This window comes from Serratia sp. TSA_198.1, from assembly GCF_052686505.1.
In genome coordinates this window covers 2112256-2137872 of record NZ_JBQZFP010000001.1, presented here as the reverse complement: position 1 = coordinate 2137872, position 25617 = coordinate 2112256, and the positions used below count along the sequence as shown (strand labels likewise).

Below are 25617 nucleotides of genomic sequence, written 5' to 3'. Positions count from 1 at the left end.
CCAAGCATCCATGCCATAGCCCGTGAGCTGATGAACAAGGCGCTGGTTCTGGAGGCTAGTTAATGGCGACCATTATCGACGCTTTAGTCGTCACGCTTGGGCTTGATGCTTCTGAGTTTAAGAAGGGGCAAGAGCAGGCTCGGGAAAGTCTTGATAAGACCAAAAAGGACGCAGACAAAACCGGTAAGGATATGGAGATTGCCGGTAAACGTGCTGCCAACTTCTTCGGTTCTATCCGTAATGAAATCTTGGCTCTTGCAGGCGTTGCGTTAACTGCTCAGGGAGTGAAAAACTTCATTACCGGCACAGCAGATTCGCTCAGCAAGCTCGGTTATGCATCCCAGACCTTAGGGATGAGTTCGAAAGAACTGGATGGTTGGCAGAAATCGTTTTCCCGCTTTGGTGCCTCGGCAGAACAGGTTCGTGGCTCAATGCTGAGTCTGCAGAACGATCTGGCATTGTTCCGCAACAAAGGCCAGCTGAGCGAAGGGTTGGTCAGTCTGACAGGGCGTCTTGGCATCAACTTGCAGAATGCCAAGGGAGAGTTCAAAAACGTCCAGGACATCTACCTGGAGCTGGCGGAGCGTTTTAAAAACATGGATGCGGCAACACGCACCATGTATGGCCGTGATATCGGTTTATCCCCAGAAATGGTGAACATGCTGTCGCAAGGCGGTCAGTCTGTTTCTCAGCAGGTAAAGCATTACACCAACCTTTCCAACGCTACTGAAGAGTCGACGAAGAAAACGCAAAAGTACGAGCAGCAGCTGGCTGACTTGGCTGCGCGTTTTGATGCGACTAAGCAGAAAATCCTCATCGGTTTAATGCCTGTACTGGAATCCCTGAACAAGCTGTTGGGGAAATTTAGCGACTGGGTTAACGCACACCAGGCGGAGATCACCACGTTCTTTAATGAGCTTGAAAAAGATATCGAGAAAGCCGTCGAGGCTGTGGGCGGATGGGGCAACGCGATAAAAATTCTGATTGGCTTCTCTCTGGCCAGTTGGGCGTCAGGGCTCATTTCTAGCATCGTGGGTGTTGGTGTGGCGCTGACGGGGATGGTGAACAGTATTGCCCTCAGGGCTGGTGGCGGGATTATCGGTAAAGCTGGGGTTGCTGGCGCGGCAGCTTACCTAAGCGAACCTTACATTGATAAAGCCATGAATGCGGCCTTTGGTAAGAATCAGTGGTTCCAGAATGTCCGTACGGCAAAAGACTGGGGGGAGTTCTGGGATTCTCTTAACGGTGAAAATCATCTTTCTAAAGATGCCCAGGGTAACTGGCAGCGTCTTCCAGACAAAGCATTGCCGCGCGGTGTGCGTAATAACAACCCGGGTAATCTCAATTATGCAAAGCAGCGTGGAGCTACGAAAGAAGAGGGCCCGAATGGTCGGTTTGCTGTATTCCAGTCGATGACGGAAGGGGTTGCCGCGCTCTATCGCCAACTCATGATGTATTTCCAGCGTGGCACGGACACCATTGACGAGATCGTCAGAAAGTATGCGCCGGAGGGTGACAACAATAACGTTGCTGCCTATATCCAGTCACTTGTTAAAGCCACCGGCAAGGGAGCTAACGAATTACTGAGCTCTGACGACATGACCACAATCTTTAGCCTCATGAAGGGCATCATCAACCATGAGAATGGGAAGGGGTATGTCAGTGACAATGATATCGCCGGCGGTATTCAGTTAGGCGCTGGCGCAGCCTGGGGTGGTACTAATACGCGAGGTTTGGGCAATGTTCAAACCGAAACCAATATCGGCAATCTGAATATCTACACGCAGGCTACAGACGCCCAAGGGATTGTTAACGATGCGCGTCGGGAGCTGGGTAAGAACTCACTTATTGGCGCGATGAACGGGGGGCAGTCATGAGTGATCAGGAAAGCTTTCAGGGGGAGTTGAGTGTCGAAGACATGGCTACTGAAGAGAACGTGCTCTTTGCCATGATGCGACGTTTCATCGGCCAGAAGTGCTTCTCTGGGCTGGTAGTTGTGGAGTCCATTACCGTGCCAGACGCCCTGTCGCCTGTCGGTATGGTGACAGTTAAACCGATGGTTCATCAGGTCCAAGCGGATGGGGCAGTGATGCCTCATAACAAAATCTACAACCTTCCATATTTTCGCCTGCAGGGTGGAGTTAATGCCGTGGTGATTGATCCGGTTGTCGGTGATATCGGCGTGGCGATATTCGCCGATCGAGATATCTCGGTTGTGAAAGAAACTCGTCAATCTGGTGCGCCTGGTTCAAAGCGCCGTAATCACTTCTCTGATGGGCTGTATGTTGGCGGCTTCCTCAATGGTACGCCGTCTCAATACCTATGGTTCAAAAATGGGGGGATCGTCATTCACTCTCCATCAAAAGTCACCATTGAGGCTCCTGAGGTCGAGCTGGTGGGCAATTTAAGTGTGAGTGGTGATATTACCGCTATTGGCGAAGTGACGGGTAATGGGATCCCACTGTCTGACCATGAACATGGTGGTGTGGAGTCTGGTGGTTCTAATACTGGGAAGCCGGTGGCTTAAGAGGAATGGTAATGAACACATACTCTGAAAAGCTGATCACCGTCGAGTTTAAACTCTATAACCAGAAGGAGCCGGTTCGTCTTTCTGATTATCGTTGTGCCCTGTCAATGAGTAATGCTGGCGGTAGGAGTCAAAGCCAAATCGACCTTTCTATTTTCAACGTTAACCAGGATCTGACTCAGATGATAGTCGGTCAGGGGTTCAGTACGCCACGGATTACCAATGCTGTTGTTTCTGTATTAGCGGGGGCAGCGAACGAGCAAACTCAGATTTACCAAGGGACAATTTACGATGCCTTTGTCGATTACAACCAGATGCCAGACGTGCCTTTACGCATCAAATCCACCAGCACTTATTTTTACCGGGTCAAGCCTGCGGCTCCCAACAGCTATATCAACGGTGTTGACGTTGCTGAGGTGATCAAGGGGCTGGCTAAGGCATGTAACTACACATTCGTGAATCATGGGGTAAGTGTGATTTTGAAGGATATGTACCTGTGTGGTAGCGCCATCGAGCAGATTATGGATTGCGTCGATGCCGCTGATATCGGCTGTACCATCCATAACGGGGTGGTAGAGATATCCAGGAAAGGTGACTTTCTCAGTGATGTCGTAACCGAGATCTCTCCAGAGACAGGTCTTATTGGATACCCCACGGTAACTAATTCGGGAGTGTTGGTGAACATGGTGTTCAGCCCAAAATTGCGTCGATTGAATCGCGTCAATATTAAGAGCGGTAACAAGGCTGCCAACGGTCTTTTCTCCATCAGAACGATGGAACATAACATTTCAACTAAAACGCCTGGGGGGGCATGGTTAACATCCATGCTCGTCTTCCCTGTCGGCGAGCAGAGGAGCTAAGAACCTTATGGCCATATCGTTAAACGAAACAACGTTACTCAACGCTATCAATGGTGGCGGGCTTCTATCCGTTATTAACAGCTCCGTATCCCCGAGTTATGGCATCTACTACAGCCCGTTGACGAAGACTAAAGGCAAGGCAAGTTCTTATGCTCTGGAGCCAACCAGTTTTATCAACGTCTCACGCGTGAAAGAAGCGTCCATAACGACGGCTCCGCTTGAGAAAGGGGATTATGAGAGCTACAACAAGGTCCAACGGCCTGCTGAGATTAATGCCATTGTTGTGTTTGAAGGTTGGACGGGGTTCAGTGGTTCAGTCCCCAACCTCACCAATTTCACTACCGGCAGCCGGACTGAGTTTTTAGCGACTTTGGATAAGATGATATCCAGCACTGAAATCTATGACATAGAGACTCCGGATACCACTTACGAGAGCTACGACTTGTCGCGATACGACTACAAGGTCAACTCTCACGATGGCATTACGCTATTGACAGTGAACTTGGTTTTTCAGGCTGTTCAGGTCACTGCGAAGTCAAATAAGGTTGATCCGAGTCAGGATACCAAATCCCCCAATCTCATTACGCAGGATGGTGGCCGCGCAGGGACGTCAGATGCCACTCTCGATGAAGTGAACGCGGCAATTGCCTCTATCAAGAAGCAAATCCCGGCAGCGGCCACCAAGGTTGCGACAACTGTCGAGAAAGCTGTATTGGGGCAGGGCGGTAAAGCTCAGTTAGATGCTGCGGTGAAAGAGTTGGTGGGGTTATTACAATGAAAAAGCCACTTTTCGTATTCATGTTAACTCTCCCTGCCTTGGCTTATGCCGGGCCGGTTGAAATTCAGCAGGATTGCATGTCGCATGCGCGGGCATTCCACATCATTGCTAACACTGCGGCAGGTTTTTACCCCAATAAGGAAATGTCAGAGCAGCAATTGTTGCCCTATGCGCCAGAGACTAACCCACCTGAAGCGGGTAAACGCTTTGCTCAAAGCGTTATTGACCGAGTCTACAAGGATAAGAATTTCCGCCGCCTTTTCAGAGATACAGGTGACGTTGATTTCATCATGCCTTACTACAGGAATTGCCTGGAAGAGCCAGAGAACTACCTGAGCGATTACAACAGCGTCAAATAGACAACAATAAAGCTGATTACGGAGAGACGACAACATGGCACGCAAAGAATTGTTCTACACCATTAGTGGTACGAAGGGGCGCGATGAAGGCAAGGTGTTCTATATCCAGGAGATGACTTCCTCTCAGGGCGAGTGGTGGGCTGTCCGGGTGTTTATGGGTATGTCAAAAAGTGGTTTTGAGGTGCCTGATAATCTGAAGGATATGGGGCTGGTGGGGTTAGCCACATTTGGTTTCTCTCTACTATCCAAAATGAACCCAGAGGATGCCAAGCCGCTGATGGAAGAATTGATGTCCTGTATTCAGTATGTACCAGACCCGAGTAACAGGAAGGTGGCACGTCCGCTCATTGAGTCGGATATCGAAGAAGTGGCCACGCGTCTGAAGCTCAAAGCTGAAACGCTGAAGTTGCATGTCGATTTTTTTTTAGCAGACGCCGCTTAGACATTCCGCCAATGATGAATGATGGTCCGTCTGGTTTGATTGAGTGTGTTAACGTCCCCAAGACGATCAGCGCCATCCTTGAGCACAAACTCAAGCTCGCCACAAAGCACGAACTCGACACCATCTACGGTACGGAGGACCTGTGGGATTTCCTGGAGTTGATTACCGTGCATAACTACAACCAGAGGGTGATCAGCAAGGCACAATCCTCCGGGATCTAACTGAAGGCTGGCAGGGGGAATGGTTCTGTCTGGAGCCTACCTCATGAGATGTTGATAAAAGTTAACGTTGGTGGACTTTTCATGAGTGATAAAGCAGCGACTGAAGCACCGGAGTGGTCCGAGCTAAAAGAGGCAGAATTTCAGGAATGGGCAGATCGCGGTTATCGCTATCCACCGCCACCAGCGTGCCAATTTCCCGAAGAATTGGCAGAGCAGACGTGTGGTGCAAAAACTCGAGCAGGTACCCCCTGCAAGATGCGCTCTATATACGCTAATGGACGATGTAAGCTCCATGGCGGTCTGTCTACTGGCGCAAAGACTGTCGATGGTAAGGCGAGGCAGTTAGAGGGCTTCTATCGTTGGTTAGAAGCTAAGAAAGCGAAAGGTGGCACACCATGCTAGACCATAAAACTATAGAGCAGACCATTGCCCTTTTGGCCAAAGAGAACGGCGTCAACCTGGATAGGAAGGATATGCTGGAGATACGCACAAGGGTTGCTATGACATTGGCAGCGAAGGAGCGGTATCGGCAGAGGATGAACTCACCGACATATCAATGGAGGAAGTTAGACCCTCGTCGGTGACTGGCTTAGTAGTGTGGTATTCGTATTGATAGGTAAAAACGTTCAACACATCCTTTAGGTGAGTAAGTAGTGAGGGAACAACTACATATAGTGGTTTGGTGTCGATGTGTAGCTAACCACACAAACTCTATCGTGACAGGTCACGTTGACATAGAAACTGCATAGTGTAGATTTAGCAGCAACTGAGCCCGATCCCCTGTTTCTCCATAGCCTCACGGCTTGTGAGCCTCACGGTCGGGCCTTCTATTTTCTAAGCCTAGATAACCCAACATCGACTATGATGATAGCCGCAAAGCCTCATAAGGAATATGAAGAGCAATTACATCTCTTGTTAAGCCGAGGAATGCTAATTGCTGATCATGAAAGAGCTATAAGGAAGTTAACGCAAGTTGGCTATTATAGGCTGTCAGGTTTTTGGTATACGTCGAGAGTAATTGTTACTGGTAATGATGGTCTTTCATATCGAACAGATCAGTTTTTGGCTGGAACTACTTTTGAACACTCATACGACCTTTACTTGTTTGATAAGAAACTTCGGTTATTGATGCTCGATGCGTTGGAGCGTATAGAAATCCACGTAAGGTCAGTTATCGCGCATGAAGTGGGGCGAAGAGACCCACTTGCCTATCGAAATGCTGCTTATATTAATCCTCGTTTTACCTCAGGACACGCAAGTAGGTTTGACGAGTGGTGTGAGAAGCAAGAGAAAAAAATTCGAGATAGCCGTGATGAATGTATCCTTTGGCATCGAAATCAAGGCAAAGAAATTCCGTTTTGGGTCGCTGTAGAGACATGGGATTTTGGTCAAATGTCAAAATATTACTCGATGCTCAACGGAGGTCTACAAAGCAAGGTTATCCGTAGATTCGGTTTGGACAATAAACAAACTTTTGCAAAGTGGCTAAATGGGTTAAACCTATTACGAAATCGGTGCGCCCATCATGCGCGAATTTGGAACCGGAAATACATACCACTAGCGGTGCCACAAACCGACTATTTCAACTCGTTAAAGCTGGAAGACTTTGAGAAAGAACGGTTATACGGCTTAATCTGTGTTATTTGGTATTTGGTAAAGCGTATTGGCCCGAGTTCCAACTGGCTTAGACAATTGGCTGAGCATATTGATAGTAAGCCTAACATGCCTGGATGCGCATACCACGCAATGGGGATTCGCGGAACAGCGTTCCCTCGTGATAAGTTTGGCCCTGATTTGGGTCTTCTAGACGCCGTTAATGAGCCACTGAGTGACTCATCGGATGGGCAATTTAGTTGAGTCGCCTCTCACAATCTTTAAATTAAAGCCCTGTATTTGCCTTTAGTAGGTGATCACCCTGGCGCTTCTAGGCGTTGTAAATGTCCTTATCCCACGCCTTGCTCCCCTTGGTCTGATACCCGGCATCGACCAGCCAAGCCGACTTATCGCCACCTGACGCCGCCACAGTCTGATTAAAGGCATTCTGTAAATCTGCCGGAACCCGGAACGCTACTAAGTTGGATTTGCTCACACTCGCACCTTGATAGCCAGTTGGTAGCCATACAGTGTACTAATGTATAACGCCGTTATACATGGCTTGTGACTGAATTTAAGGACACGCTAGAGAGTGATGGCTCCTTCCCTGGCCGGTTGAGTTTCGCGACCAGTACGCGTAAGACGAGATGATTGGCACTGAACCAACACAAAAAAATTAATAATGCACGGGCTCTGGGTCTTACACTCATTGCCTTATGGCAGTCACGTATTAGATGCGCACTCAAAAGTACGCAGATCGGTACGCACGGAAAGCATACCTTTTGGCGGTTCGCACTAAAGTTCGCAGTGCTGGTTCGTACTGAAAACTTGGTTTCCAACCGTGAGGTATCCACGCAGGTATCCGCCGAAAACAGGGTTTCAGTGTGGCAACCGTGAACCGCTAAATTTTGGACTGCTTAAGACAGAATGAACACCAAGCGAAGCGACATCAACAACTCCCAACCCGTGCTCCGCTTGGCTCCGAGTGATTTTGAGAGCGTCATAAACGATTAAGCCCGTCTTAAATAAATTGGCCCTATTAGCTTTATTTGGATTGTCATCCTGCGGCCAGAATTCAACCTGATTACTTTTATTATGTTTGTCGTGGTGGCGGCTAATGGCGCGCTATTGGTAGTGCTAAACCCTTCTACACCTTGTCTTTGGTCAGCTTTATAGGACCACCCAAAGGCGGAGCATGTAAAACAAAAATTGGCCAGATGGTGCGCTCCTACAGGCTTGTAACCAGTCCGCAGCGGTTACCATTAATGGTTACTTAGACACAGATCGGCGTTTCGTGGAATGGTACGCAGCGAAGTACGCACTAACACGCTCTTTCTAAAATACTTACCCCATGAGTAGAGCAGGATTACGGCAAGGCTTTTGGCAGAGTGCAAAAATGCACGGCGATAAGGTTTCGGTAAGGGGATGGTACATGCTAAAGGTTCTACCATCGTCACTGGTACTAACCGGGCTAAGAAGTTGATATGGATGAGATGCAAATAATTCAATTAGTGCCAAACAAGTGGGTTGCAGAGTGCTTGATAATCACTATTACTGGGGTACGCCCGGGTATGATTTGCTGCTCCGAGGAGCACAAAACGAAGTTGAGTGTTGCGACAGATACCTTTGCCAGTAAGCTAGATACACTGAGAGGAAAGTAGGGTCTTCATTACGTCACGGTAAATTTTTACGTGACCAATTACTAAGCCTCTTGCAGGCTTGGTGTACGTAAAATGCGCAATCGGTTTTTACCCCCTCAAAGCGTCTCCTTTCTTTTTAGGTTTACCCACCAGATAGCCATAGATTATGGAGCAGAGAGGGCATTCCGCTTTCCCTATATAAAGTGTGGCGATCCATATGAATCGTATCCAAGCATTGGTTGAAGACAAACAATTCCTGACGATGGCCGGCAGTTTGACAGCTATGACCGCTGCTGATGGAATCGATGGGGCAAAATTCCTGTTTGCCGCATTAGCGTTAGGGTTCGTCCTCGTGGTCAGGCATTCTAGGTGAAAGCAAAAAAACACCGCTGGCTGTAGCCCAACAAAAAGCCCGCATAGCGGGCTTAGTCTTCACTTTCTTCTTTCCCTTTTGACTTTCCAAGGTAGAAGCCACCTACGCCGCCAATAATTAGAGGGACGATATACTTCATTAGCTCTATAACAATATCTTTTGCATTATTTTTAATTGCAAAGCCAATGAAAATCAGTATTGCTATGAATGCAAAAAGAAAACCACCAACACGGATCATGATGTTGGTGGTTTCATTCTTCCCAAGGGCCGTTTGGACGTTTTCCTGCGCTTCAATTGATCTTAGCGCAAGGCGCTCATTTGACTCAATTTCCTTTATCTTAACATCTTGCTCGCCCTTGCGAACCTCGATATCAAGTCTTTGATTGTCAATTATCTTTTCAACAATTTCTGATTGTTGTTTACGATCCGGCGTTGGGTTGATATCTTTCATTTCTGGCCTATCGGTCATGACTATCCTTTGATGACCTCATAGCGCGGATGCTTAAATTTAACCGCAAAATCACCAAAACCTTTACCGCCTATTACTGGGGGTTCGAATTTTATCGACTCGATCGAATCTCTGTCATTTTTGGTGATGAGCAACAAAGTGTTGGCATCAACAATTTTTACAGCATCAACCCGCGCAGTCTCTAGCAGCATGCCTTGTCTGTACCGCCGGTAGGTTTTTACTTTCTTCCACATGGCAACCTCCTTCTAACTCAACAAAAAGTTGAATTACCACTTAGGTAATGATTGACCAAATTTGAGCAATACGTCAAGAATTATTGTGAAGAGGAGTGATGCGCAGTGACTTTGCGTGATGTGTAGTGATGCGCCGGCAGAGCACCGGCGCGGTATGGGTTACAACTTACCGATCGCGTGGTCGATGTAGCGTGCATGGGTCTGGAATTGGCCAACTCAAAGTTGAGTCGGCCTCGATACAACTGCGTGGGATGGCCCCAAACTTGGACGCATCTTCAATTCAACGCACGATGCTGGCAACGTTATGACTATTGTTTGCCATCTCTTCAACCAGCGCGGCGATCTGCAGGTTGTGCTCATCACTGAGTAGGGCCGGGACTACCTCTTCCCATGGCTTATATTGCTATCACTTTGACACCGGGCGCGTCTTGCGTTGCCTAACATCTGGCATGTTTACTGGCTGCTTTCCAGTGCCATTCTCTTGGCGGGAATCAAGCCAAACCTCTACTTCATCGCTATTCCACGCTACGCGACTCTCTGTGATGGCAAATCGTTTAGGAAATTCTCCGGCCTTCTCCAGAGCGTTGATGGTTGACCAACTCAATGGCACCATTGCCAGGAGTTGTTGTTTCCCAATTGCTGCTTTCATTGTGCTATCTCCGTACTTGCGGTTAATTCTGCAGTGGTATAGACAGCGGCAAGTTACAGTCCTCTGACGGATTGACGAGCCTTGGTGAGATTGCCTGAGTAAAAAAGCTGCATGGGCAATGAACCAACATTTTCATCGACTGAACCAACATTTTTTCGTGTGTGTTGGTTCAGTCAAACCCAGGCGTGGTAAGGGCTAGATGCCAGTGAACCAACTGAACCAACTGAACTGACACATTTTCTGTATATATACACGTTTCGTGAGTTGGGCTACGCCTCATCTTCGATGATTTTGGCATTCTGAGCTGGATCTCTTCGATGAAAAATGCGACAGGTATAGACGCTCCAAGAAGCCCCACGTGATGAGTTTCAATAGGAGCAACGCATTATTCCTACCACTAATGAATTGGGAGCTAGATATGGATGAGAACTGCATATTTCAACTTGTACCAAACAAATGGGTTTCAGAGCAGTTACTGATGGCCTTGAGTGGCATGAGCAAGCACATGATCCAGCACGCAAGGCGCACCACATGGCTGGAGGGCCGGGAGTACCGACATGTTGCGCCAGACCTCAACCCAAAGATGAACAGCCCCATCATGTACAACCGCGAAGCGGTAGATAATTGGGTTGAGAAACAAAGACCGGCGATCCGCCGACGTATTACTAAGTAGCAGTAAGAAACGAAAAGTAAGTTAGCACGCCAATTTATTTGGGTGTTTTCTGAGCGTAAACCAGGTACGCAAAAACATATGGGGGTATATTTGGGGGTATGTATTGATAGTGAACTTAAAAATATCAATACAAAATAGTATATTACCTATTTTTATCGACTCCTGTAGGGCCATTAAGTTTCAATGACTTATGCAATTTTCAAGCCTGCCTGATTTCCTCCTTGTGTCGTATTTGTGTCGTTATCATTCAAAAGCACGTCAATTTTCCGGGCATGTTCAGTTAGGTGGTTAGGTGCCAAATGGGCGTACCTGCGGACCATTTCTATTGATTCCCATCCACCTATTTCCTGTAACGCTGAAAGTGGTACTCCTGCTTGAATCAACCAGCTTGCCTTGGTGTGGCGAAGGTCATGAAATCGAAAGTTGGTTATACCCGCTCACCGCTTGCCTGTATTCCATGCCGGGTTATCGTCAACGCGCATTTTCCTGACGGTTGGCGTCATGCCACCGCCAGGACGTTTGCGTTCCGTCATATGCACAAACACATACATGCTGGCGCTTTCAAACCTCACTGCAAATCTGTGCTGGACAGGTGGCGACGCTAAACCAATGGCGTGAAAAAGTAATGCGGAACAATTAAGAATGATATGTGTCTAATTCGCAGTTTTCATAAATGAGGTAATCGTATGAAGGGACTCATATTTTCTTGTCTGATTTTACCGATGCAAGCGCTGGCAGGAATATCACCTTCTTTTCAAACTTCTCCCATTGGGCTAAGTGAGCCCACAGAAACCGTAGTCTTGGTTCCCAAGGAGAACAAGGAACTCTTCTCAGGCTCGGGCTCTGAGGGGTATTACTGCTATTACGATGGTAAAGCATTCTCTCTTGGTTCAATTCTAAAAGACAAGGCATGCAAACTTGTTGGTATTAAGACTGATAAGCCGCTTCTAAAAATGGCTATCCCTCAATGGACCAGTGATGGTGAGGCTCAGAGTAATAAGTAACAGAACGTGGCGAGGCAACCCCGCGAGGTGTGGCTGATACAACGAAGAAGATTTGTTGCCAATGAATAGTGTTGTCGTAAAAATGAACGATTCACGGGCATTGAAATCGAGTAAAAAATGAAAAGAATAATGTTGGGGTTATCGGCCGTTATTTGATCGGGGCGCCGTCTTGGCTGCATCGATAAACAATCTGGAAAATAGGCTGATAGCCCAGAAAACGTTGATGCTCAGTACGGAGAGGCCAGCTATACACATGGATGTTCATCCGTCGAAAGCGAACGCCTGGTGAAAGCTGATTGAGCATGAGATGGGAGTGGGGCCCCTTGCGGGGCCCCTCCAGGTTAAAGCCTTGATTCAGCCTCGACGGCGGAGTGTTCCGTGCGGAACATCTTGGCGCGAACGGTTTTGCGATAATCGCCGGGCGAAACGCTGGAGATGCGTTTGAACTGGCGGTTAAAGTGCGCAATATCCTGGTAACCCACCAGACCGGCAATTTCTTGAATACTCAAATTGGTCGTTTGTAACATATTGATTGCGGACTCAATCCGAGCTTTCAATAGATATTGCAAGGGTGAAATATCGGTCGCATTTTTAAAGCGGCGGTTAAAGTTGCGCAAACTCATGCCTACCATATCGGCGAGTTTCTGCATCGGTAAATCTGTCATGCAATTATCTTTTATCCAGGTTTGGATCTGGATTATATCCTCATCGGGATGAGGCTTATTTTCTTCTCTGTAACACTGGCGTTCAAAGTGGCTACGGATCTCGTGGAAGAAGGTACGTTGCGTATGGTTTGCCACTTTTTTCCCGTAGATGGTCTCAATAAAATGAATCGTGAGATCGGAAAGGGCCTTAACGCTGGCAGCACAGAAAATATTCTCGGACTGGGTGATGAAGTATTTTGTTTTTAAATTCACCTCGGGATAATCATGTGCAAACTGTTCGAAATAGTGCCAGTGGGTGGTTGCCGGTTGAGCATCCAAGAGTCGGGCTTCGGCCAAAAAGCAGCACCCCGTCCCGACGGCGGCTATCCGCGTGCCTTTTGCCGCCTGCATTGTCAGCCACCGGGTGATGGCCGTGTTCTGTCTTACTATAGGGCGCGGATTGCGCCAGATGGCGGGCAGATAGATGATGTCGTAATCGGCATCGTCTTCCAGTACGTCATCGGCAATCAGGCTAAAACCGCTGTGTGTAGGTATGGGATTTTTATTAATACTGATCGTACTAATATTGAGGATATTTTCGGGTCTGCATAAGGTAAGTGTGTATTTATCTTGATTTTTCTGATTGTTTCTTTGTTCCGCGAAATAACTGCTTGCTGCTGATTTCCACATTTCTATCGGTAGGCTGAGGCCTGAACTCAGCATGTGTTCACACAATACAAATCCTATCTTTGTATTTCTCATTTTCCGGTAAATACCTGATTTATTATTTGGTTATTGCTTTTCACACCTGTCTTGGCCAAAAAAGTCTGCATTTTGGCCGGATTTTCATAATAGCTTTTGCCCACGCTTTGTAAACTGATATCTGTAAATTATCTAAAGTAAGTGAAGGCATAACGATGCCGCAGAAAGGCTAGGATACTCTATGGTCAAGTTACCTGTCATAACCGCCTTCGGTGGCTACGGGCCCGCAGGTCGGAGCTCTTCGCACCACGCGTTTCGTCGCATGGTCATAGACTCTTTGCCGGAAGAACAGCAGCAAGAAACGCTATTATCATTAGCAGTACTGATGGGATTGCTTAAATATCAGGATGACGGCTACCTTAACGCGGAAGGGAATATACGCTCAGCTGCACAGGCAGCGGCTGAAATAAAAGAAGCCGTGTTGCAAGGCACGCTGATCAGAAAGATCGCCAAAGAGTATTTTGACGTCGATGCCGTGGCCAGCCATGCCAAATTGAATATGGCTGCGGGCGCGGAAGCCTTGAGTTTTGATCTACCCAGCCGGCAGGTGCCCCAGCCTCTGCCGCAGGGGTGGCGGGCTGAGCCGCTTCCGGACGATCGGGTGCGCATTACCGTTCGCGGTGAAATGGACTGCAAAATTGATGTCACGCTGCGCACTGAAGCGCAGGCCGCCGGGCAATTGCCGCAGGGGTTCAGGCCGGGTGACCACTACAGCTCGCAGTTTCATCCCCGTGCGTTGCAGATGGCGATCGTCGCGGCTTCAGATGCCATTAATGCTCTGGGGATCCCGTGGCGTGAAATCCGGGCGCTGATTGCGCCAGACCAGCTAGGGGTGTATTCCGGCAATATTCTGGGGCAGCTCGACGACCAGGGGTTTGGCGGTATGCTGCAATCGCGGCTGAAGGGCAACCGCGTCAGCGCCAAACAGTGCCCGTTGGGCCTGAACAGCATGTGCGCCGATTTTTTGAATGCCTATGTACTGGGCAGTGTGGGGCACACCAGCGCTACCTTGGGCGCCTGCGCCACCTTTCTCTATAACCTGAATGCCGCAGTAGAAGATATCAAGGCGGGCAGAATCCGCGTGGCCATCGTAGGGAGCGCGGAGGCGCCGATCACCTCGGAAGTGATCGAGGGCTTTGATGCGATGGGGGCGCTGGCGACGGAGAGCAAGCTCAAACGTATCGATGAAACCGAAACGGCAGACTGGCGCAACAGCAGCCGCCCGTTCGGCAACAGCTGCGGTTTCGTGATTGCCGAGTCCAGCCAATATATTGTGCTGATGGATGATGAGCTGGCGTTGCAGTTGGGGGCGGAGATTCACGGTTCGGTGAGCGATGTTTTCATTAACGCCGACGGTTATAAACGTTCTATCGCCTCACCGGGGCCGGGCAATTACATCACCATGGCGAAGGCCGTAGCCTCTGCCGTCACGATGGCCGGGTTGGCATGCGTTCAGAAAGGCTCTTTTATTCAGGCGCACGGTTCCAGCACGCCAAAAAACTGCGTGTCCGAAGCCGAGATCTTTGACCGGGTCGCCGAAGCCTTTTCCATTAACGCCTGGCCCGTCACGGCGGTGAAATCTTATCTGGGGCACTCATTGGGGCCGGCGAGCGGCGATCAGTTGATTAGCTGCCTGGGCACCTTTAAGTACGGTATCTTGCCGGGAATAAAGAGCGTGGAGCAGATATCGCCGCAGGTGAATGATGCTCGCTTGCTGATCCCAACCCAGGATCGGCCTTTGTCTGCCGACCAGGCGCAGATCGCTTTTATCAACTCGAAAGGGTTTGGCGGAAACAATGCCACCGGCGTGGTCTACTCACCGCAACTGACGGCGCAGTGGTTGCGCAAGCGGCATGGTGAACAGGCCTTTGCCGACTACCGGCAGCGCAGGCGGCAGGTAGAACAACAGGTGGCGGCTTATGATGCGGCGGCATCGCGCGGTGAATTGAACGTTATCTATCTTTTTGGGCAGCATGGCATGAATGAGGATGAGGTTAAGATCGACATGAACGGCATCACGATGCCGGGATTTGAACAACCGATTCATTATTCCAAAGTTAAACAATTTACAGATTTTTAATTATACGGATTTATAACTTTGTAGTGTTGAAGTTATTCAGAAAACTATTTTTTATTTATAAGGGTGCTTGCGATTCCGCAAGCACCTTATCTGTGTGGCGATAATAATCAGGAGAAGTAAAGTGGTTAATCTCAGTGAGATGCTGATTGCCTTTGGTTGGGGCGGTATTGTTGTGGGTATTATGATGGGCGGCTTAATGGGGATGTATGCTTTTAAGGGGCCTTTTCGGGCGCCTAAAGGGCATGAGAATTACACCGATTTAAACCGCAGGATGTTGAGATTGGCGCATATCGCTTTTATTATGCTGCCATTAATATCAATGCTTTATGGCATGAGCATTGACACCTTACAGGTTCCGTACGTTTACAAGTATTATGCGGCGATATGCATGGTCATTCTTTCCGTGGGTATTCCTGTATTGCTGATTGCCGCCTGTTTTTACTTACCCTTCAAATATATTCAGGTTATTCCTTTTAGCTGTGGGATGTTTGCCTTGGTTGTTATGGCCGTAGGCAAGGTATCCGCCTTGTAATCTTCTATCAACCGTAGTTTTTATATTGAGATCCTAATAATGGAAACGTTACTGAGTGCACGCCAACTCGGCAGAGACGCTATTGCTGCAACGGTAGAAAAGAATAACTATCAACGTAATCACAAATTTGCAAAGAGATTAATTGATCGCGTTGAATCTCATCCGTTGATGAGAAACCCTATCTTGTCAAAAATGAATAGCGGTGAATTTGACCTCAACCAGATGAAAGTCTTCCATCTGGAGTTTTATCATGCTTTCGCCCAGGTCTTTACCGATGCGGTGATCGAAGCGCTGAGCTCGGCAAAACAGTTGGAAGGCCGCCTGGGCGCCCGGGCAAAAATGGCCGCGCGTTTCCTGCTGCAGATCAACCTGCTGGACGAATTGGGTTTCCACCCGGGGACCGGCAGTGACGGCAGTTATAACGGCCAGCCTGCATTGGCGCACTATGTGCAATTCTTCAATACCATTGAACAGCTGGGTATGAGTGAGGACGAGGTGAAAGCCTGGTTGCCGATGTCCAGCTCCGTGGCTTGCCGCGCAACCTTTGAAAACGCCTACGGCGATTACCCGCAGCTGGTAGCGCTGCTGGCCGTTGCGGAAACGGTGTTCCATGATTTTGCGACGCCTTGGGCAAAGAGCGTGGACGTGGCGACCGACATCGACGTTTCCCGCGGTTATCACAGCATTCACGTAGAAACGGAAACCGGCGAGTCGATTGAAGACGGCCACTCTGAAGATGCCTGGATTTTATTCTGCCAGGCGATAACGGAAGATCGTTTCGAGGAAATGGTACAACATGTGGATCTGTGGCTGAAGGTATGGAATGACTTCTGCAACGATCTGCTTGCCGGCCGCGCCGCAAAATAATTTCAGGCTAATTTAACTTTTCATATTTTATATTGAGAATAAAGAGCTAATCATTATGCCGTCTCATCAGTTGTTTAACAGGGGATTTAATTCCTTCAACCAACTATTGCCCGAACTTGCTGTTCAACATACCGACAAGACGGCATTTGAATTTTTGCGAAGTGCCAAAGAAATAAACAACCAAAGTTACAGACAATTGCATCAGCGCGCCGCATCTCTGGCCAGCGCACTTCAGCAATACGGTCATCGGGGCGACAGGGTTATTTTACTTTACCCCGACGGCGAAGATTTTATTGGCGCTTTTTTCGGGTGTCTTTATGCCGGCATGATTGCCGTGCCTGTCCCTATGCCGGCCAAGGCCTCAGGCAGCGCGTGGGAGCGCTTTATTGGGGTTTTACGCAATGCGCAAACGGAATTTATCGTCACCACAGGGAAAGGCGCTGAAACCTTAACATCGCTCGGTTTACCGCTGGCGCCGCTAATTTTTACCTTTGATCAACTGCCCGCAGTGGCATTGCCGGCGGGGTATCGCCTTCAGCATCTCGATAGCCATTTTTCAGGGGCGTTTAACCCTGCGCCGGTGAGCGACGACGATGTGGCTTTTTTGCAATACACCTCGGGTTCAACCGGTACGCCAAAAGGGGTCATGGTCACTCATGGCAACCTGTGGGCCAACTCTCAAGCCATCCATCGTTATTTCGGTCACCACAATGAAAGCCGCGGCATGATATGGCTGCCGCATTTCCATGATATGGGGCTTATTGGCGGCTTGCTCCAGCCGGTATTCGGGGCATTCCCCTGCCGGGTGATGTCGCCGATGATGCTGATGAAAAACCCGCTTAACTGGTTAAAGCAGGTGTCAGAGTTCCGTGCGACGACGTCGGGTGGCCCTAATTTCGCCTACGACCTCTGCGTGCGCAAAATCAGCCCGCAGCAGGCCGAAGGACTGGATCTCTCCAACTGGGATGTGGCGTTTTGCGGTGCGGAGCCTATCCGCCCAGCTACGTTGCGCCAGTTCAGTGAACACTTTGCTCCGGCCGGTTTCCGGGGGCAGGCGTTTTTACCCTGCTATGGCATGGCGGAAACCACGCTGATCGTTACCGGCAGGGAGAAAGGCCAGGGGATGGCGGTCGCCGAAGAAAAATCGGGGGATGTCGTCAACTGTGGCGAGGCGCTGCCCGGCACCGATGTCCGCATTGTCGATCCCGAGACGCTACAACCGCTTGCGGCCGGGCAAACCGGCGAGATTTGGTTACGTGGGCCCAGCATTGCGGCCGGTTATTGGAATAACGCGGCGGCGACGGAGGCCAACTTCCAGGCGCGCATCGAGCCTGATCCGGCGCATTGGTTACGCAGCGGCGATTTGGGGTTCCTGCAAGCGGGGGCGCTGTACGTCACCGGACGTGTGAAAGAACTTCTGATCGTCAATGGGCAAAACCATTACCCGACGGATATCGAGGAAACGATCAGGGGAGCAGATATTTTGCTGGCAGACGCAACCGTTTGCGTCTTCGCCGCCGAGATTGCCCAAACTGAACAGGCGGTGGCCTTGCTGGAGATCCCGGAACGTCTCAAAGAGACCCTGGATACCGCAGCGTTGAACCGGCGTTTGAATGCCGCGGTGGCCGAGCGGCATGGCATAACCCTGGGGGAATGGGTATGGGTCGGCCGCCGGGCCATTCCACGCACCACCAGCGGCAAATTGCAACGTACCCGCGCCAGAGAAATGTACCGGCAAAATGAACTGGCGGTGCAATGGCGTAGCCGGGCCGAGCAACCGCAAACCGCCCAGGTTGACGATGTTGCCTCATACAGCGTGCCTGCCCTGGCCGCGCTTATCGCCGGTATCATCGGCACTGCGGTCAACGGCGCTGTCGGTGAAGAACAGTGGGATGAGGCTTTTACCGCCTTTGGCCTGAGCTCGTTACAGGCGGTTGGCGTGATCGGCGAGTTAGAGCAACATTTGGGGCGTGAGCTGTCGCCGGCGCTGATTTACGATTATCCGACGATCAATAAGCTGGCTGCGGGTCTGTTGCAACCCGTTGCGCGACCAGAAGCCGCCAGGACGGCCGTGGCCAGCCAGGATATCGCCGTGATTGGCATCGGGGTTGAACTGCCAGGCCACAGTGGCGTGCAGGCGCTGTGGGCGATGTTGCAGCAGGGGCAAAGCACCACGGGTGAAATACCCGCTCACCGTTGGGCCGGCTCTGCACTCGGCGGTTTTAACCGCAAGGGCAGTTTCTTTGACCGCGTGAGCGATTTTGACGCCGGTTACTTTGGCATTTCGCCGCGCGAGGCGGAGTATATCGATCCGCAACATCGCCTGCTGTTGGAAACCGTGCAACAGGCGCTGACCGATGCGGGGTTACAGGCTTCTGCGCTGCGGGGCAGCGACACCGCGGTGTTTATCGGCATCAGCGCCAGTGATTATGCCCTGGTCTCGGGCGACCGGGTTTCCGCGTATAGCGGGCTGGGCAATGCACACAGCATTGCCGCCAACCGCATATCTTATCTTTATGATTTTAAAGGGCCAAGCGTCGCCATTGATACGGCCTGCTCCTCTTCGCTGGTGGCCATCGACGGGGCCATGCAAAGCCTGCGCTCGGGGCGCAGTTCGCTGGCTATTGCCGGCGGCGTGAATCTGGCGTTGACGCCGCATTTGCAAAAGGTCTTCACCGAGGCGCAGATGCTGGCGCCGGACGGCCAGTGCAAAACCTTTGACGCGCGCGCCGATGGCTATGTGCGTGGCGAGGGGTGCGGCATCGTGGTGTTGAAACCCCTGGCGCAGGCATTGGCCGATGGCGATCGGGTTTATGCCACCTTGGTTGCCAGCGCTATCAATCAGGATGGCCGCAGCAACGGCATCACGGCGCCTAACGGGCCATCGCAGCAGGCGGTGATCGCGCGGGCGCTGGCCGAGGCGGGCATCGACAGCAATCACATCGACTATGTGGAAGCGCATGGCACCGGGACGGCGCTGGGTGACCTGATTGAGTATCAGGCGCTGGAAGCGGTGTTTGCCGAGCGGAGCCAACCGGAACCGGTTCAGGTGGGATCCGTCAAGACCAATATTGGCCATCTCGAAGCCGCCGCCGGCGTGCTTGGGGTGGTGAAGACCGCGTTGATGCTGCATAGCCAACAGCGCGTGCCTCATTTGAATTTCCAACAGAAAAATCCGCATATCGCCGCCATTAGCCACCGGGTGGCGGTGGCGGGCAGTCACCCTTGCGCCTGGGAGTCTGCGGCGGGCCAACGTTATGCCGGTGTCAGCAGTTTTGGCTTCGGCGGGACGAACAGCCACGTGATACTGCGTGATTGTCCACAGGCCGCGAAGCGCGATGAGGCGGCCCAGCCGCTGACGCTGCTGCTGGTGGCCTCGCACGAAGAGCAGGGTTTCAACGCGCAGCGTGACGGCATTTATAGCACCTTGCAAATGCAGCACGACGTTGACGTCCCGGCATGGTGTCGCCTGGTCAATACCCGTTATGACCACCCGCGCTATCGTGGGTTTGCCTATGGCGCCAATCGCCGGCAATTGGCAGAAAACCTGGCGCAACTTACCGCGAATAAAGTGGAGAAACCGCGCCCGCAGGTCTGGCTCTTCCCAGGGCAGGGAACGCAGCAAATCGGCATGGGGGCGGCTTTATACCAGCATCTGCCGCACTACCGCACGTGCTTCGATAGCCTGGCTGAGCGGGTTCAGGAAGAGTATCAAATCGATATTCGGCAAGCGCTGCATGCGCAGGACGACAGTTGGCAGCATTGCGCCAAAACCTGCCAGTTGGCCCTGTTTGCCTGCAGCTATGCCACGGCGGATAGCTTGTTGCAGTTCGGGCTACGCCCGGCGGCGGTGATTGGCCATAGCCTGGGCGAGTATTGCGCTGCGGTTGTCGCCGGCCAGATTTCGCTGGAGCAGGGGTTGGCGATGGTTCATCAGCGCGCACACCTGATGGACAGCCTGGAGCAGCGGGGCGCGATGGCGGTGGTGTTCAGCGGCGAAAATGAGGTCCGCCGCGGTATCGCCCCCTGGGCCGATGATATCGACATTGCCGCGTTCAATACGCCGACGCTGACCACCATCACCGGCAGTTCGCCGGCGATTGATGCCTGCTTGCAGGCGATTTCAGCGCAAGGCGGCCATGCCCGCCGGATCAAAACCACCAACGCATTCCATTCTCACCTGATGGATCCCATCTTGCCGGCGTATCGCCTTTGGTTGACGCAGCATATTGATTTCGCAGAGGGGAATATCCCTTTCTACAGCAATCTGGACGCGCTGCCGCGCCGGCATACCGATGCCGACTACTGGAGCCAACAAATCCGGCAACCCGTTCATTTCCTGCAAGGCATACAGGCGCTGCAGGAGGAAGGGAAATATACCTTTGTGGATCTGAGCGCCGACAGTTCGCTGGGCAAGTTTGTCGCCGCCACCGATCGCAGCCAACCGATTTTGGCGGCCGCCGATCATCGCCATGAATACCAATCACTGCTGACGCTGCTGGGTTCGTTGTGGCAGCAAGGGCATGACATCGACTGGTCCAGGCTGTATCGCACAACAAGTCGTGAAGCCTTGATGCTGCCGGCCATTCAATTTTGTCGGAAAACTTATTGGCTGGCCGATGAAACGCCAACGCTGCCGCCATCTTCACATGAGGACGCTATGTCAAAACAACATCAATTACACGCCGAAATCAAAGCGATCATTGCCGGGTATTTGGGGGCATCGCCCGAAGCTCTGGATGATGATCTGCCCTTCCTGGAAATGGGGGCCGACTCGCTGGTCTTGCTGGATGCGATCAATACCATCAAGGATCGCTATGGCGTGGTGATCCCGCTGAGATCGCTGTTTGAAGAGTTGAATACGCTGGATGCGGTGATCCATTACGTTGTGGAACGTGCGCAAGTGGCGGAGCCCGTCGCGGTGGCCGGTGAAAGCCGGGTTGTGGCGGCAATGCCGCAAGCCGACGCTTCGGTGATACCTGTGTCGGCCCCTCAGCTCGAACCGGAATGGGGAATACCGGCAACGGCTCCGGCTGAGTTGCAAGGCGTGATTGCGCGGCAATTAGAGGTCATGTCGCAACAGCTGCGCCTGTTAAGCGGCGGCCATGCTCAACCGCTTTCCGCGCCCGCGCTGCCTTCGGTACCGGCAAGCGCACCGGTAGCCGCCCTTCCTGCACCGGCAGTGGCGAGTAACGCACCGGTTACCGCTGCACCGGCCAAAGCCGGCGCACACACTAGCTGGTTTAAAAAGGAAACCAGGAAGACGTCATTAGGGGCCGAGCGCGATAAACACATACAGCAATTGACGCAGCAGTTTGTCAGCAAAACCCCGGGTTCCAAGCACAATGCGCAGCAGTACCGCGCCGTGCTGGCGGATAACCGGGCATCGGCGGGTTTCCGTTTATCCACCAAGGAAATGCTGTATCCCCTGGTGGGCGTGCGTTCACAAGGCTCCCGTATTTGGGATGCCGACGGTAACGAGTACATTGATTTCACCATGGGGTTTGGTGCCAACCTGTTGGGCCATGCGCCTGAGTGCGTGCAGCAGGCCGTTGCCGCACAGCTGGCGCAAGGCATGCAAATCGGGCCGCAGAGCCCGCTGGCCGGTGAGGTTGCAACATTGATTGCAGAGCTGACGGGCCAGCACCGCGTGGCGTTTTGTAACTCCGGTTCTGAAGCCGTCATGAGCGCGGTACGCCTGGCGCGTGCCGTAACGGGCAAGAACAAAGTGGCGCTGTTCAGCGGCTCTTATCACGGCGTTTTCGATGGCATCCTGGGGCGTCAGCAGGGGGGCGAAACCCCGGAGCGGGCAGTGCCGATTGCCGCAGGGACGACGGCGTCCCTGGTCGAGGATCTGCTGGTGCTCGACTACGGCAGCGAAGAGAGCCTGGCGTTGATTGCCCAGTATGCCGATCAACTGGCCGCGGTCATTGTGGAGCCGATTCAAAGCCGCTACCCCGATCATCAGCCGCGCGACTACTTGCATGCGCTGCGTAAGCTGACGGCCGAGCGCAATATCGCCTTGATGTTCGATGAAGTGATTACCGGTTTCCGCCTGGCAGCCGGCGGCGCGCAGGCGTATTACGGTGTCCAGGCCGATATTGCCACCTACGGCAAGATTGTCGGCGGCGGCATGCCGATTGGCGTCATTGCGGGGTCTGCGCGCTTTATGGACAGCATCGACGGCGGTTTCTGGCAATACGGCGATGAATCCTGGCCGCAATCCGAACTGATTTTCTTTGCCGGGACCTTCTCCAAACACCCTCTGACCATGGCGGCCAGCAAAGCGGTGCTCGACTATATCAAGAGCCACCCCGGGCTCTATGACGACATCAACCAAAAGACGCATTACCTCGCGCAGACGCTCAACACCTGGTTTGTCACGACGGGTACGCCGATCGAGATCGTCTCGGCGGGCAGTTTGTTCCGTTTCAAATTCAGCGGTAACTACGACATTTTGTTCCATCACCTGATGCTGCGCGGCATCTTCATTTGGGAAGGCCGCAACTGCTTCGTGTCCACCGCGCACTCTTCGCAAGATATAGAGCACTTTATCGCGGCGGTAAAAGAGAGCGTTAATGCCATGCGCGTTGACGGTTTCTTCGGTGATGCCGGTTTGCACCCCGATACGCCTTACCCGGCCGCCGACAGCCAGCAGCGCTTTATGCTGCTGGCCGCCAAAGACGAAAGCGGGCTGTGCGCGGGCAACATCGGCTGCGTGGTTGAAACGGCGCGGGAAATCGAGGGTTCACTTCTGGCCGAAGCCTGGGCGCTGCTGAGCGAACGTCATGAGTCCTTGCGTATGCAGTTCAATGATGCGGGGGAGTTGCGGGTGGTTCCGGGTGGGAGCAGCGTCGATTTTATTGAAGAACGCAGCGAGTCGACAGAGGTTGCCGCACGGCTGGCCGAGTTTGCCGCCAAACCCTTCGCCTTGACGGCAGCGCCGCTGGCGCGTGTCTTGTTGCTGAGCCAGCCCGGCCAAATAGCCCTGGCGTTGACGGCGCACCATACGGTGGCGGATGGCTGGTCATTTATGGTGATGCTGCGTGAACTGCTGCATATCTACGATGCGCTGGCGGCAGGGTTTAGCCCTGAGCTGTCGGCGGCGCCAAGTTATTTGCGTTTTATGCGTGCGGAAAAGACCGCCAATGATATAGAGGTTGCTCAACGGCTGGCCGCTATCCCCGCGCGTCGTTTCGATCCCGCCAGTGCGCTGCCGGTGGTCCTGCAGGCCGCGCCGTATCAAGGCCAGCGTTTGAAGCAAGGGCTGGCTTACCCGAACTTGTCGGCCCAACTGCGTAAAGTGGCCGCCGAACTGCGCACGACCCGCTTTGTGATGCTGAACGCCCTGTTTGTACTGACGCTCGAGAAGTTTGTCGGCCACTCGGTGTTGCCTGTCGCGGTGCCGAATGCCGGGCGTGACTTCGAGAACAGCGAAGGGTTGGTCGGCCAATGCGTCAGCCTGATGCCGTTGTGTTTCAACAGCGCCGCGAGCGCTTCGTTGCCTGAGTTTGTGGCCAAGGTGCATCAGGCCATTCTGGCGCAGCGTGACGCGCCGGCATTGCCGTCCCGCTGTTTCCATGGCGAGCAAGCGCCACTGCCTCTGCTTGCCACGTTCAATGTTGAGCCGTCCGTTCCGTTGGCGGAAATGCGCCAGTGGCAGGCCAGCCTGTCGATGCTGCCGGTCAACGCGGTCGAGTTCCCCTTGATGATCAACGTGGTGGAAATGGCCGATGAGCTGTCGATTGAGTTGGATTATCAGGCGCGTTATTTCACCGAACAAACCGCCTCAGCGCTGCTGGAGCCGTATCTGGCTGCGATTGCGGTTCTGGCAGAGCAAGGCGTGAGCGCCGTAAATCAGCAGTTTTATTCACAGGTTGCCGTGGAAGCATGATGAAAAAGTTGATGGGGATAGCGCTGGCCATCGCTGTGCTGGCGTATGTAATCAATCTGCTGTTTGACGCCGGCGTGTTCTACCGCGTTCAGGATATCAACCTGCAGCAATGCCAAAAAATACCGGGGATCAGCGGGGCGGAGGATATTGCGCCGCTAAAGGAGGGGGGCGCACTGCTCAGCAGCCTGAATCGCCACGATAACGCGCCGGGGGCGCTCTATTACTTCCAACAGGGGCAAGCGCCCCTGCGTTTACCCGGCGACTATCCGGCTGAGTTTTACCCGCACGGTATCGATGTGTGGCAAAAGGGCGCAGAGACGTGGGTTTACGCCGTGAGCCACGGCTCTCGTGGGGATCGCATTGAGACGTTCCGTTTTGAGCGGGCGGCGATGCGGCTGATTTATCAGCCTGAGCTGTCGCGCAGCGTCGGCAAGAATATCAACGACATCAGCGTCATTGATAAATCCCGTTGGCTGTTGACGCGTGACCACGCCTTTTCCGGCATGTTGGGGCGCGTTGAAGACTATCTGCGGCTGCCACTCTCGCTGGTCTTGCTGGTAGACGACGCGGGGGAGCATACGTTGCTTGATGGGCTGCATTTTGCCAACGGCATTTACTACAACCCGCAACGGGGGCGGCTGTACGTGGCGGAAACCACCAACGGCACTGTGAGCAGTTGGGCATGGCGGCCGGGCGAGGCGTCACCCGTCTTGCTGGGGAGGTTCACCGGGTTGCACGGTGTCGACAATATCATGCCTGACGGGGATGGGCTGCTGGTGGCCGCGCATCCGCAACTGTTAAAGCTGGCCGCATTTCAAAAGGATGCGCAAGCGCGTTCGCCGTCGCTGGTCTGGCAACTGTCGCTGGGCACACAGGGTGCGGTTGAACGTTCGCAGATTTATTACCAGAGCCATGGCCAGGCGCTGGCGGCGATCAGCGTGGCGGCGCCGCTCGGCGGGCGGATCCTGATGGGCAGCGTATTTGACGATGGCCTGCTGACGTGCGGAGAGCAATAAC

General features: G+C 52.3%; 23 protein-coding genes and 1 pseudogene. 18 read left to right on the top strand and 6 right to left on the bottom strand.

Features of this window, described 5'->3' with window-relative positions; all coding sequences use genetic code 11:
* The first annotated feature begins 62 nt into the window (after positions 1-62).
* The 10 genes from ACUTSW_RS10260 to ACUTSW_RS10215 all read left to right on the top strand — a co-directional run bounded on the left by ACUTSW_RS10260 (position 63) and on the right by ACUTSW_RS10215 (position 7044).
* Positions 63-1877, top strand: a complete 1815-nt coding sequence (locus ACUTSW_RS10260; protein ID WP_445584325.1) for a hypothetical protein — start codon at positions 63-65, stop codon at positions 1875-1877.
* Positions 1874-2527 carry an oxidoreductase gene (locus tag ACUTSW_RS10255; protein ID WP_445584324.1) on the top strand — a complete coding sequence of 218 codons (654 nt, stop codon included), beginning with the start codon at positions 1874-1876 and terminating at the stop codon, positions 2525-2527. The genes ACUTSW_RS10260 and ACUTSW_RS10255 overlap by 4 nt, the downstream gene beginning before the upstream one ends.
* 11 nt (positions 2528-2538) lie before the next feature.
* On the top strand, positions 2539-3387 hold the full coding sequence (locus ACUTSW_RS10250; RefSeq protein ID WP_261434764.1) for a baseplate hub protein: 849 nt from the start codon (positions 2539-2541) through the stop codon (positions 3385-3387).
* 7 nt (positions 3388-3394) lie between these two features.
* Positions 3395-4165: a phage baseplate protein gene (locus tag ACUTSW_RS10245; protein WP_445584323.1), complete on the top strand. Its 771-nt coding sequence runs from the start codon at positions 3395-3397 to the stop codon at positions 4163-4165.
* A complete protein-coding gene (locus ACUTSW_RS10240) occupies positions 4162-4524 on the top strand; it encodes a hypothetical protein (RefSeq protein ID WP_445584322.1) in 363 nt (120 codons plus the stop codon). Before ACUTSW_RS10245 ends, ACUTSW_RS10240 begins: the two co-directional genes overlap by 4 nt.
* Before the next feature lie 34 nt (positions 4525-4558).
* The gene (locus ACUTSW_RS10235; RefSeq protein WP_445584321.1) at positions 4559-4966 is read left to right on the top strand and encodes a hypothetical protein; all 408 of its coding nucleotides are present in this window, start codon (positions 4559-4561) and stop codon (positions 4964-4966) included.
* 11 nt (positions 4967-4977) lie between these two features.
* Positions 4978-5187 carry a transglycosylase gene (locus ACUTSW_RS10230; RefSeq protein ID WP_445584320.1) on the top strand — a complete coding sequence of 70 codons (210 nt, stop codon included), beginning with the start codon at positions 4978-4980 and terminating at the stop codon, positions 5185-5187.
* A 48-nt stretch (positions 5188-5235) separates the two neighbouring features.
* On the top strand, positions 5236-5589 hold the full coding sequence (locus tag ACUTSW_RS10225; RefSeq protein ID WP_445584319.1) for an HGGxSTG domain-containing protein: 354 nt from the start codon (positions 5236-5238) through the stop codon (positions 5587-5589).
* A complete protein-coding gene (locus ACUTSW_RS10220; RefSeq protein WP_445584318.1) occupies positions 5583-5771 on the top strand; it encodes a hypothetical protein in 189 nt (62 codons plus the stop codon). Before ACUTSW_RS10225 ends, ACUTSW_RS10220 begins: the two co-directional genes overlap by 7 nt.
* Positions 5772-6051: 280 nt before the next feature.
* Complete coding sequence (locus tag ACUTSW_RS10215; protein ID WP_445584466.1) at positions 6052-7044, top strand: Abi family protein; 993 nt, start codon at positions 6052-6054, stop codon at positions 7042-7044.
* A gap of 67 nt (positions 7045-7111) precedes the next feature.
* Here ACUTSW_RS10215 and ACUTSW_RS10210 read toward each other — a convergent pair whose 3' ends face one another.
* Positions 7112-7276: a hypothetical protein gene (locus tag ACUTSW_RS10210; protein WP_445584317.1), complete on the bottom strand. Its 165-nt coding sequence runs from the start codon at positions 7274-7276 to the stop codon at positions 7112-7114.
* A 1361-nt stretch (positions 7277-8637) separates the two neighbouring features.
* On the opposite strand from ACUTSW_RS10210, the gene ACUTSW_RS10205 reads away from it, so the two are divergent.
* Entirely contained in the window at positions 8638-8793 is a 156-nt protein-coding gene (locus ACUTSW_RS10205; RefSeq protein WP_445584316.1) for a hypothetical protein, read from the top strand.
* 52 nt (positions 8794-8845) lie between these two features.
* Here the strand turns inward: ACUTSW_RS10205 and ACUTSW_RS10200 are convergent, their stop codons facing one another.
* From ACUTSW_RS10200 to ACUTSW_RS10190, 3 genes are all read right to left on the bottom strand, one after another.
* Entirely contained in the window at positions 8846-9262 is a 417-nt protein-coding gene (locus ACUTSW_RS10200) for a hypothetical protein (protein WP_445584315.1), read from the bottom strand.
* 2 nt (positions 9263-9264) lie between these two features.
* The gene (locus tag ACUTSW_RS10195) at positions 9265-9495 is read right to left on the bottom strand and encodes a hypothetical protein (protein ID WP_445584314.1); all 231 of its coding nucleotides are present in this window, start codon (positions 9493-9495) and stop codon (positions 9265-9267) included.
* A gap of 406 nt (positions 9496-9901) precedes the next feature.
* Positions 9902-10144 (bottom strand): helix-turn-helix transcriptional regulator, encoded by a 243-nt coding sequence (locus ACUTSW_RS10190; RefSeq protein WP_445584313.1) that lies wholly within the window; start codon positions 10142-10144, stop codon positions 9902-9904.
* 418 nt (positions 10145-10562) lie between these two features.
* Between ACUTSW_RS10190 and ACUTSW_RS10185 the strand changes: the two genes are divergently transcribed.
* Entirely contained in the window at positions 10563-10817 is a 255-nt protein-coding gene (locus ACUTSW_RS10185) for an excisionase family protein (protein WP_445584312.1), read from the top strand.
* Between the two features lie 188 nt (positions 10818-11005).
* Here ACUTSW_RS10185 and ACUTSW_RS10180 read toward each other — a convergent pair.
* Positions 11006-11371: pseudogene (locus ACUTSW_RS10180) on the bottom strand (tyrosine-type recombinase/integrase); the annotation flags it as partial.
* Positions 11372-11503: 132 nt separating this feature from the next.
* Between ACUTSW_RS10180 and ACUTSW_RS10175 the strand changes: the two are divergent.
* Positions 11504-11821, top strand: a complete 318-nt coding sequence (locus ACUTSW_RS10175; protein ID WP_445584311.1) for a hypothetical protein — start codon at positions 11504-11506, stop codon at positions 11819-11821.
* A 341-nt stretch (positions 11822-12162) separates the two neighbouring features.
* Here the strand turns inward: ACUTSW_RS10175 and ACUTSW_RS10170 are convergent, their stop codons facing one another.
* Positions 12163-13188, bottom strand: coding sequence for a GlxA family transcriptional regulator (locus ACUTSW_RS10170; RefSeq protein ID WP_445584310.1), 1026 nt, complete (start codon positions 13186-13188; stop codon positions 12163-12165).
* Positions 13189-13408: 220 nt separating this feature from the next.
* On the opposite strand from ACUTSW_RS10170, the gene ACUTSW_RS10165 reads away from it, so the two are divergent.
* The 5 genes from ACUTSW_RS10165 to ACUTSW_RS10145 all read left to right on the top strand — a co-directional run bounded on the left by ACUTSW_RS10165 (position 13409) and on the right by ACUTSW_RS10145 (position 25616).
* The gene (locus ACUTSW_RS10165; protein ID WP_445584309.1) at positions 13409-15307 is read left to right on the top strand and encodes a beta-ketoacyl synthase; all 1899 of its coding nucleotides are present in this window, start codon (positions 13409-13411) and stop codon (positions 15305-15307) included.
* Between the two features lie 121 nt (positions 15308-15428).
* Positions 15429-15839: a membrane protein gene (locus ACUTSW_RS10160; RefSeq protein WP_006324029.1), complete on the top strand. Its 411-nt coding sequence runs from the start codon at positions 15429-15431 to the stop codon at positions 15837-15839.
* 192 nt (positions 15840-16031) lie between these two features.
* Positions 16032-16706, top strand: coding sequence for a hypothetical protein (locus ACUTSW_RS10155; RefSeq protein ID WP_238560247.1), 675 nt, complete (start codon positions 16032-16034; stop codon positions 16704-16706).
* Positions 16707-16761: 55 nt separating this feature from the next.
* Positions 16762-24600: an aminotransferase class III-fold pyridoxal phosphate-dependent enzyme gene (locus tag ACUTSW_RS10150; protein ID WP_445584308.1), complete on the top strand. Its 7839-nt coding sequence runs from the start codon at positions 16762-16764 to the stop codon at positions 24598-24600.
* The gene (locus ACUTSW_RS10145) at positions 24597-25616 is read left to right on the top strand and encodes an arylesterase (protein WP_445584307.1); all 1020 of its coding nucleotides are present in this window, start codon (positions 24597-24599) and stop codon (positions 25614-25616) included. The genes ACUTSW_RS10150 and ACUTSW_RS10145 overlap by 4 nt, the downstream gene beginning before the upstream one ends.
* Position 25617: the final 1 nt, after the last annotated feature.

Excerpts from the sequence above, each read along its gene's own strand:
- ACUTSW_RS10260 (WP_445584325.1), top strand. The coding sequence starts at position 63 with ATGGCGACCATTATCGACGCTTTAGTCGTCACGCTTGGGCTTGATGCT.
- ACUTSW_RS10255 (WP_445584324.1), top strand. The coding sequence starts at position 1,874 with ATGAGTGATCAGGAAAGCTTTCAGGGGGAGTTGAGTGTCGAAGACATG.
- ACUTSW_RS10250 (WP_261434764.1), top strand. The coding sequence starts at position 2,539 with ATGAACACATACTCTGAAAAGCTGATCACCGTCGAGTTTAAACTCTAT.
- ACUTSW_RS10245 (WP_445584323.1), top strand. The coding sequence starts at position 3,395 with ATGGCCATATCGTTAAACGAAACAACGTTACTCAACGCTATCAATGGT.
- ACUTSW_RS10240 (WP_445584322.1), top strand. The coding sequence starts at position 4,162 with ATGAAAAAGCCACTTTTCGTATTCATGTTAACTCTCCCTGCCTTGGCT.
- ACUTSW_RS10235 (WP_445584321.1), top strand. The coding sequence starts at position 4,559 with ATGGCACGCAAAGAATTGTTCTACACCATTAGTGGTACGAAGGGGCGC.
- ACUTSW_RS10230 (WP_445584320.1), top strand. The coding sequence starts at position 4,978 with ATGATGAATGATGGTCCGTCTGGTTTGATTGAGTGTGTTAACGTCCCC.
- ACUTSW_RS10225 (WP_445584319.1), top strand. The coding sequence starts at position 5,236 with ATGTTGATAAAAGTTAACGTTGGTGGACTTTTCATGAGTGATAAAGCA.
- ACUTSW_RS10220 (WP_445584318.1), top strand. The coding sequence starts at position 5,583 with ATGCTAGACCATAAAACTATAGAGCAGACCATTGCCCTTTTGGCCAAA.
- ACUTSW_RS10215 (WP_445584466.1), top strand. The coding sequence starts at position 6,052 with ATGATAGCCGCAAAGCCTCATAAGGAATATGAAGAGCAATTACATCTC.
- ACUTSW_RS10205 (WP_445584316.1), top strand. The coding sequence starts at position 8,638 with ATGAATCGTATCCAAGCATTGGTTGAAGACAAACAATTCCTGACGATG.
- ACUTSW_RS10200 (WP_445584315.1), bottom strand. The coding sequence starts at position 9,262 with ATGACCGATAGGCCAGAAATGAAAGATATCAACCCAACGCCGGATCGT.
- ACUTSW_RS10195 (WP_445584314.1), bottom strand. The coding sequence starts at position 9,495 with ATGTGGAAGAAAGTAAAAACCTACCGGCGGTACAGACAAGGCATGCTG.
- ACUTSW_RS10190 (WP_445584313.1), bottom strand. The coding sequence starts at position 10,144 with ATGAAAGCAGCAATTGGGAAACAACAACTCCTGGCAATGGTGCCATTG.
- ACUTSW_RS10185 (WP_445584312.1), top strand. The coding sequence starts at position 10,563 with ATGGATGAGAACTGCATATTTCAACTTGTACCAAACAAATGGGTTTCA.
- ACUTSW_RS10175 (WP_445584311.1), top strand. The coding sequence starts at position 11,504 with ATGAAGGGACTCATATTTTCTTGTCTGATTTTACCGATGCAAGCGCTG.
- ACUTSW_RS10170 (WP_445584310.1), bottom strand. The coding sequence starts at position 13,188 with ATGCTGAGTTCAGGCCTCAGCCTACCGATAGAAATGTGGAAATCAGCA.
- ACUTSW_RS10165 (WP_445584309.1), top strand. The coding sequence starts at position 13,409 with ATGGTCAAGTTACCTGTCATAACCGCCTTCGGTGGCTACGGGCCCGCA.
- ACUTSW_RS10155 (WP_238560247.1), top strand. The coding sequence starts at position 16,032 with ATGAATAGCGGTGAATTTGACCTCAACCAGATGAAAGTCTTCCATCTG.
- ACUTSW_RS10150 (WP_445584308.1), top strand. The coding sequence starts at position 16,762 with ATGCCGTCTCATCAGTTGTTTAACAGGGGATTTAATTCCTTCAACCAA.
- ACUTSW_RS10145 (WP_445584307.1), top strand. The coding sequence starts at position 24,597 with ATGATGAAAAAGTTGATGGGGATAGCGCTGGCCATCGCTGTGCTGGCG.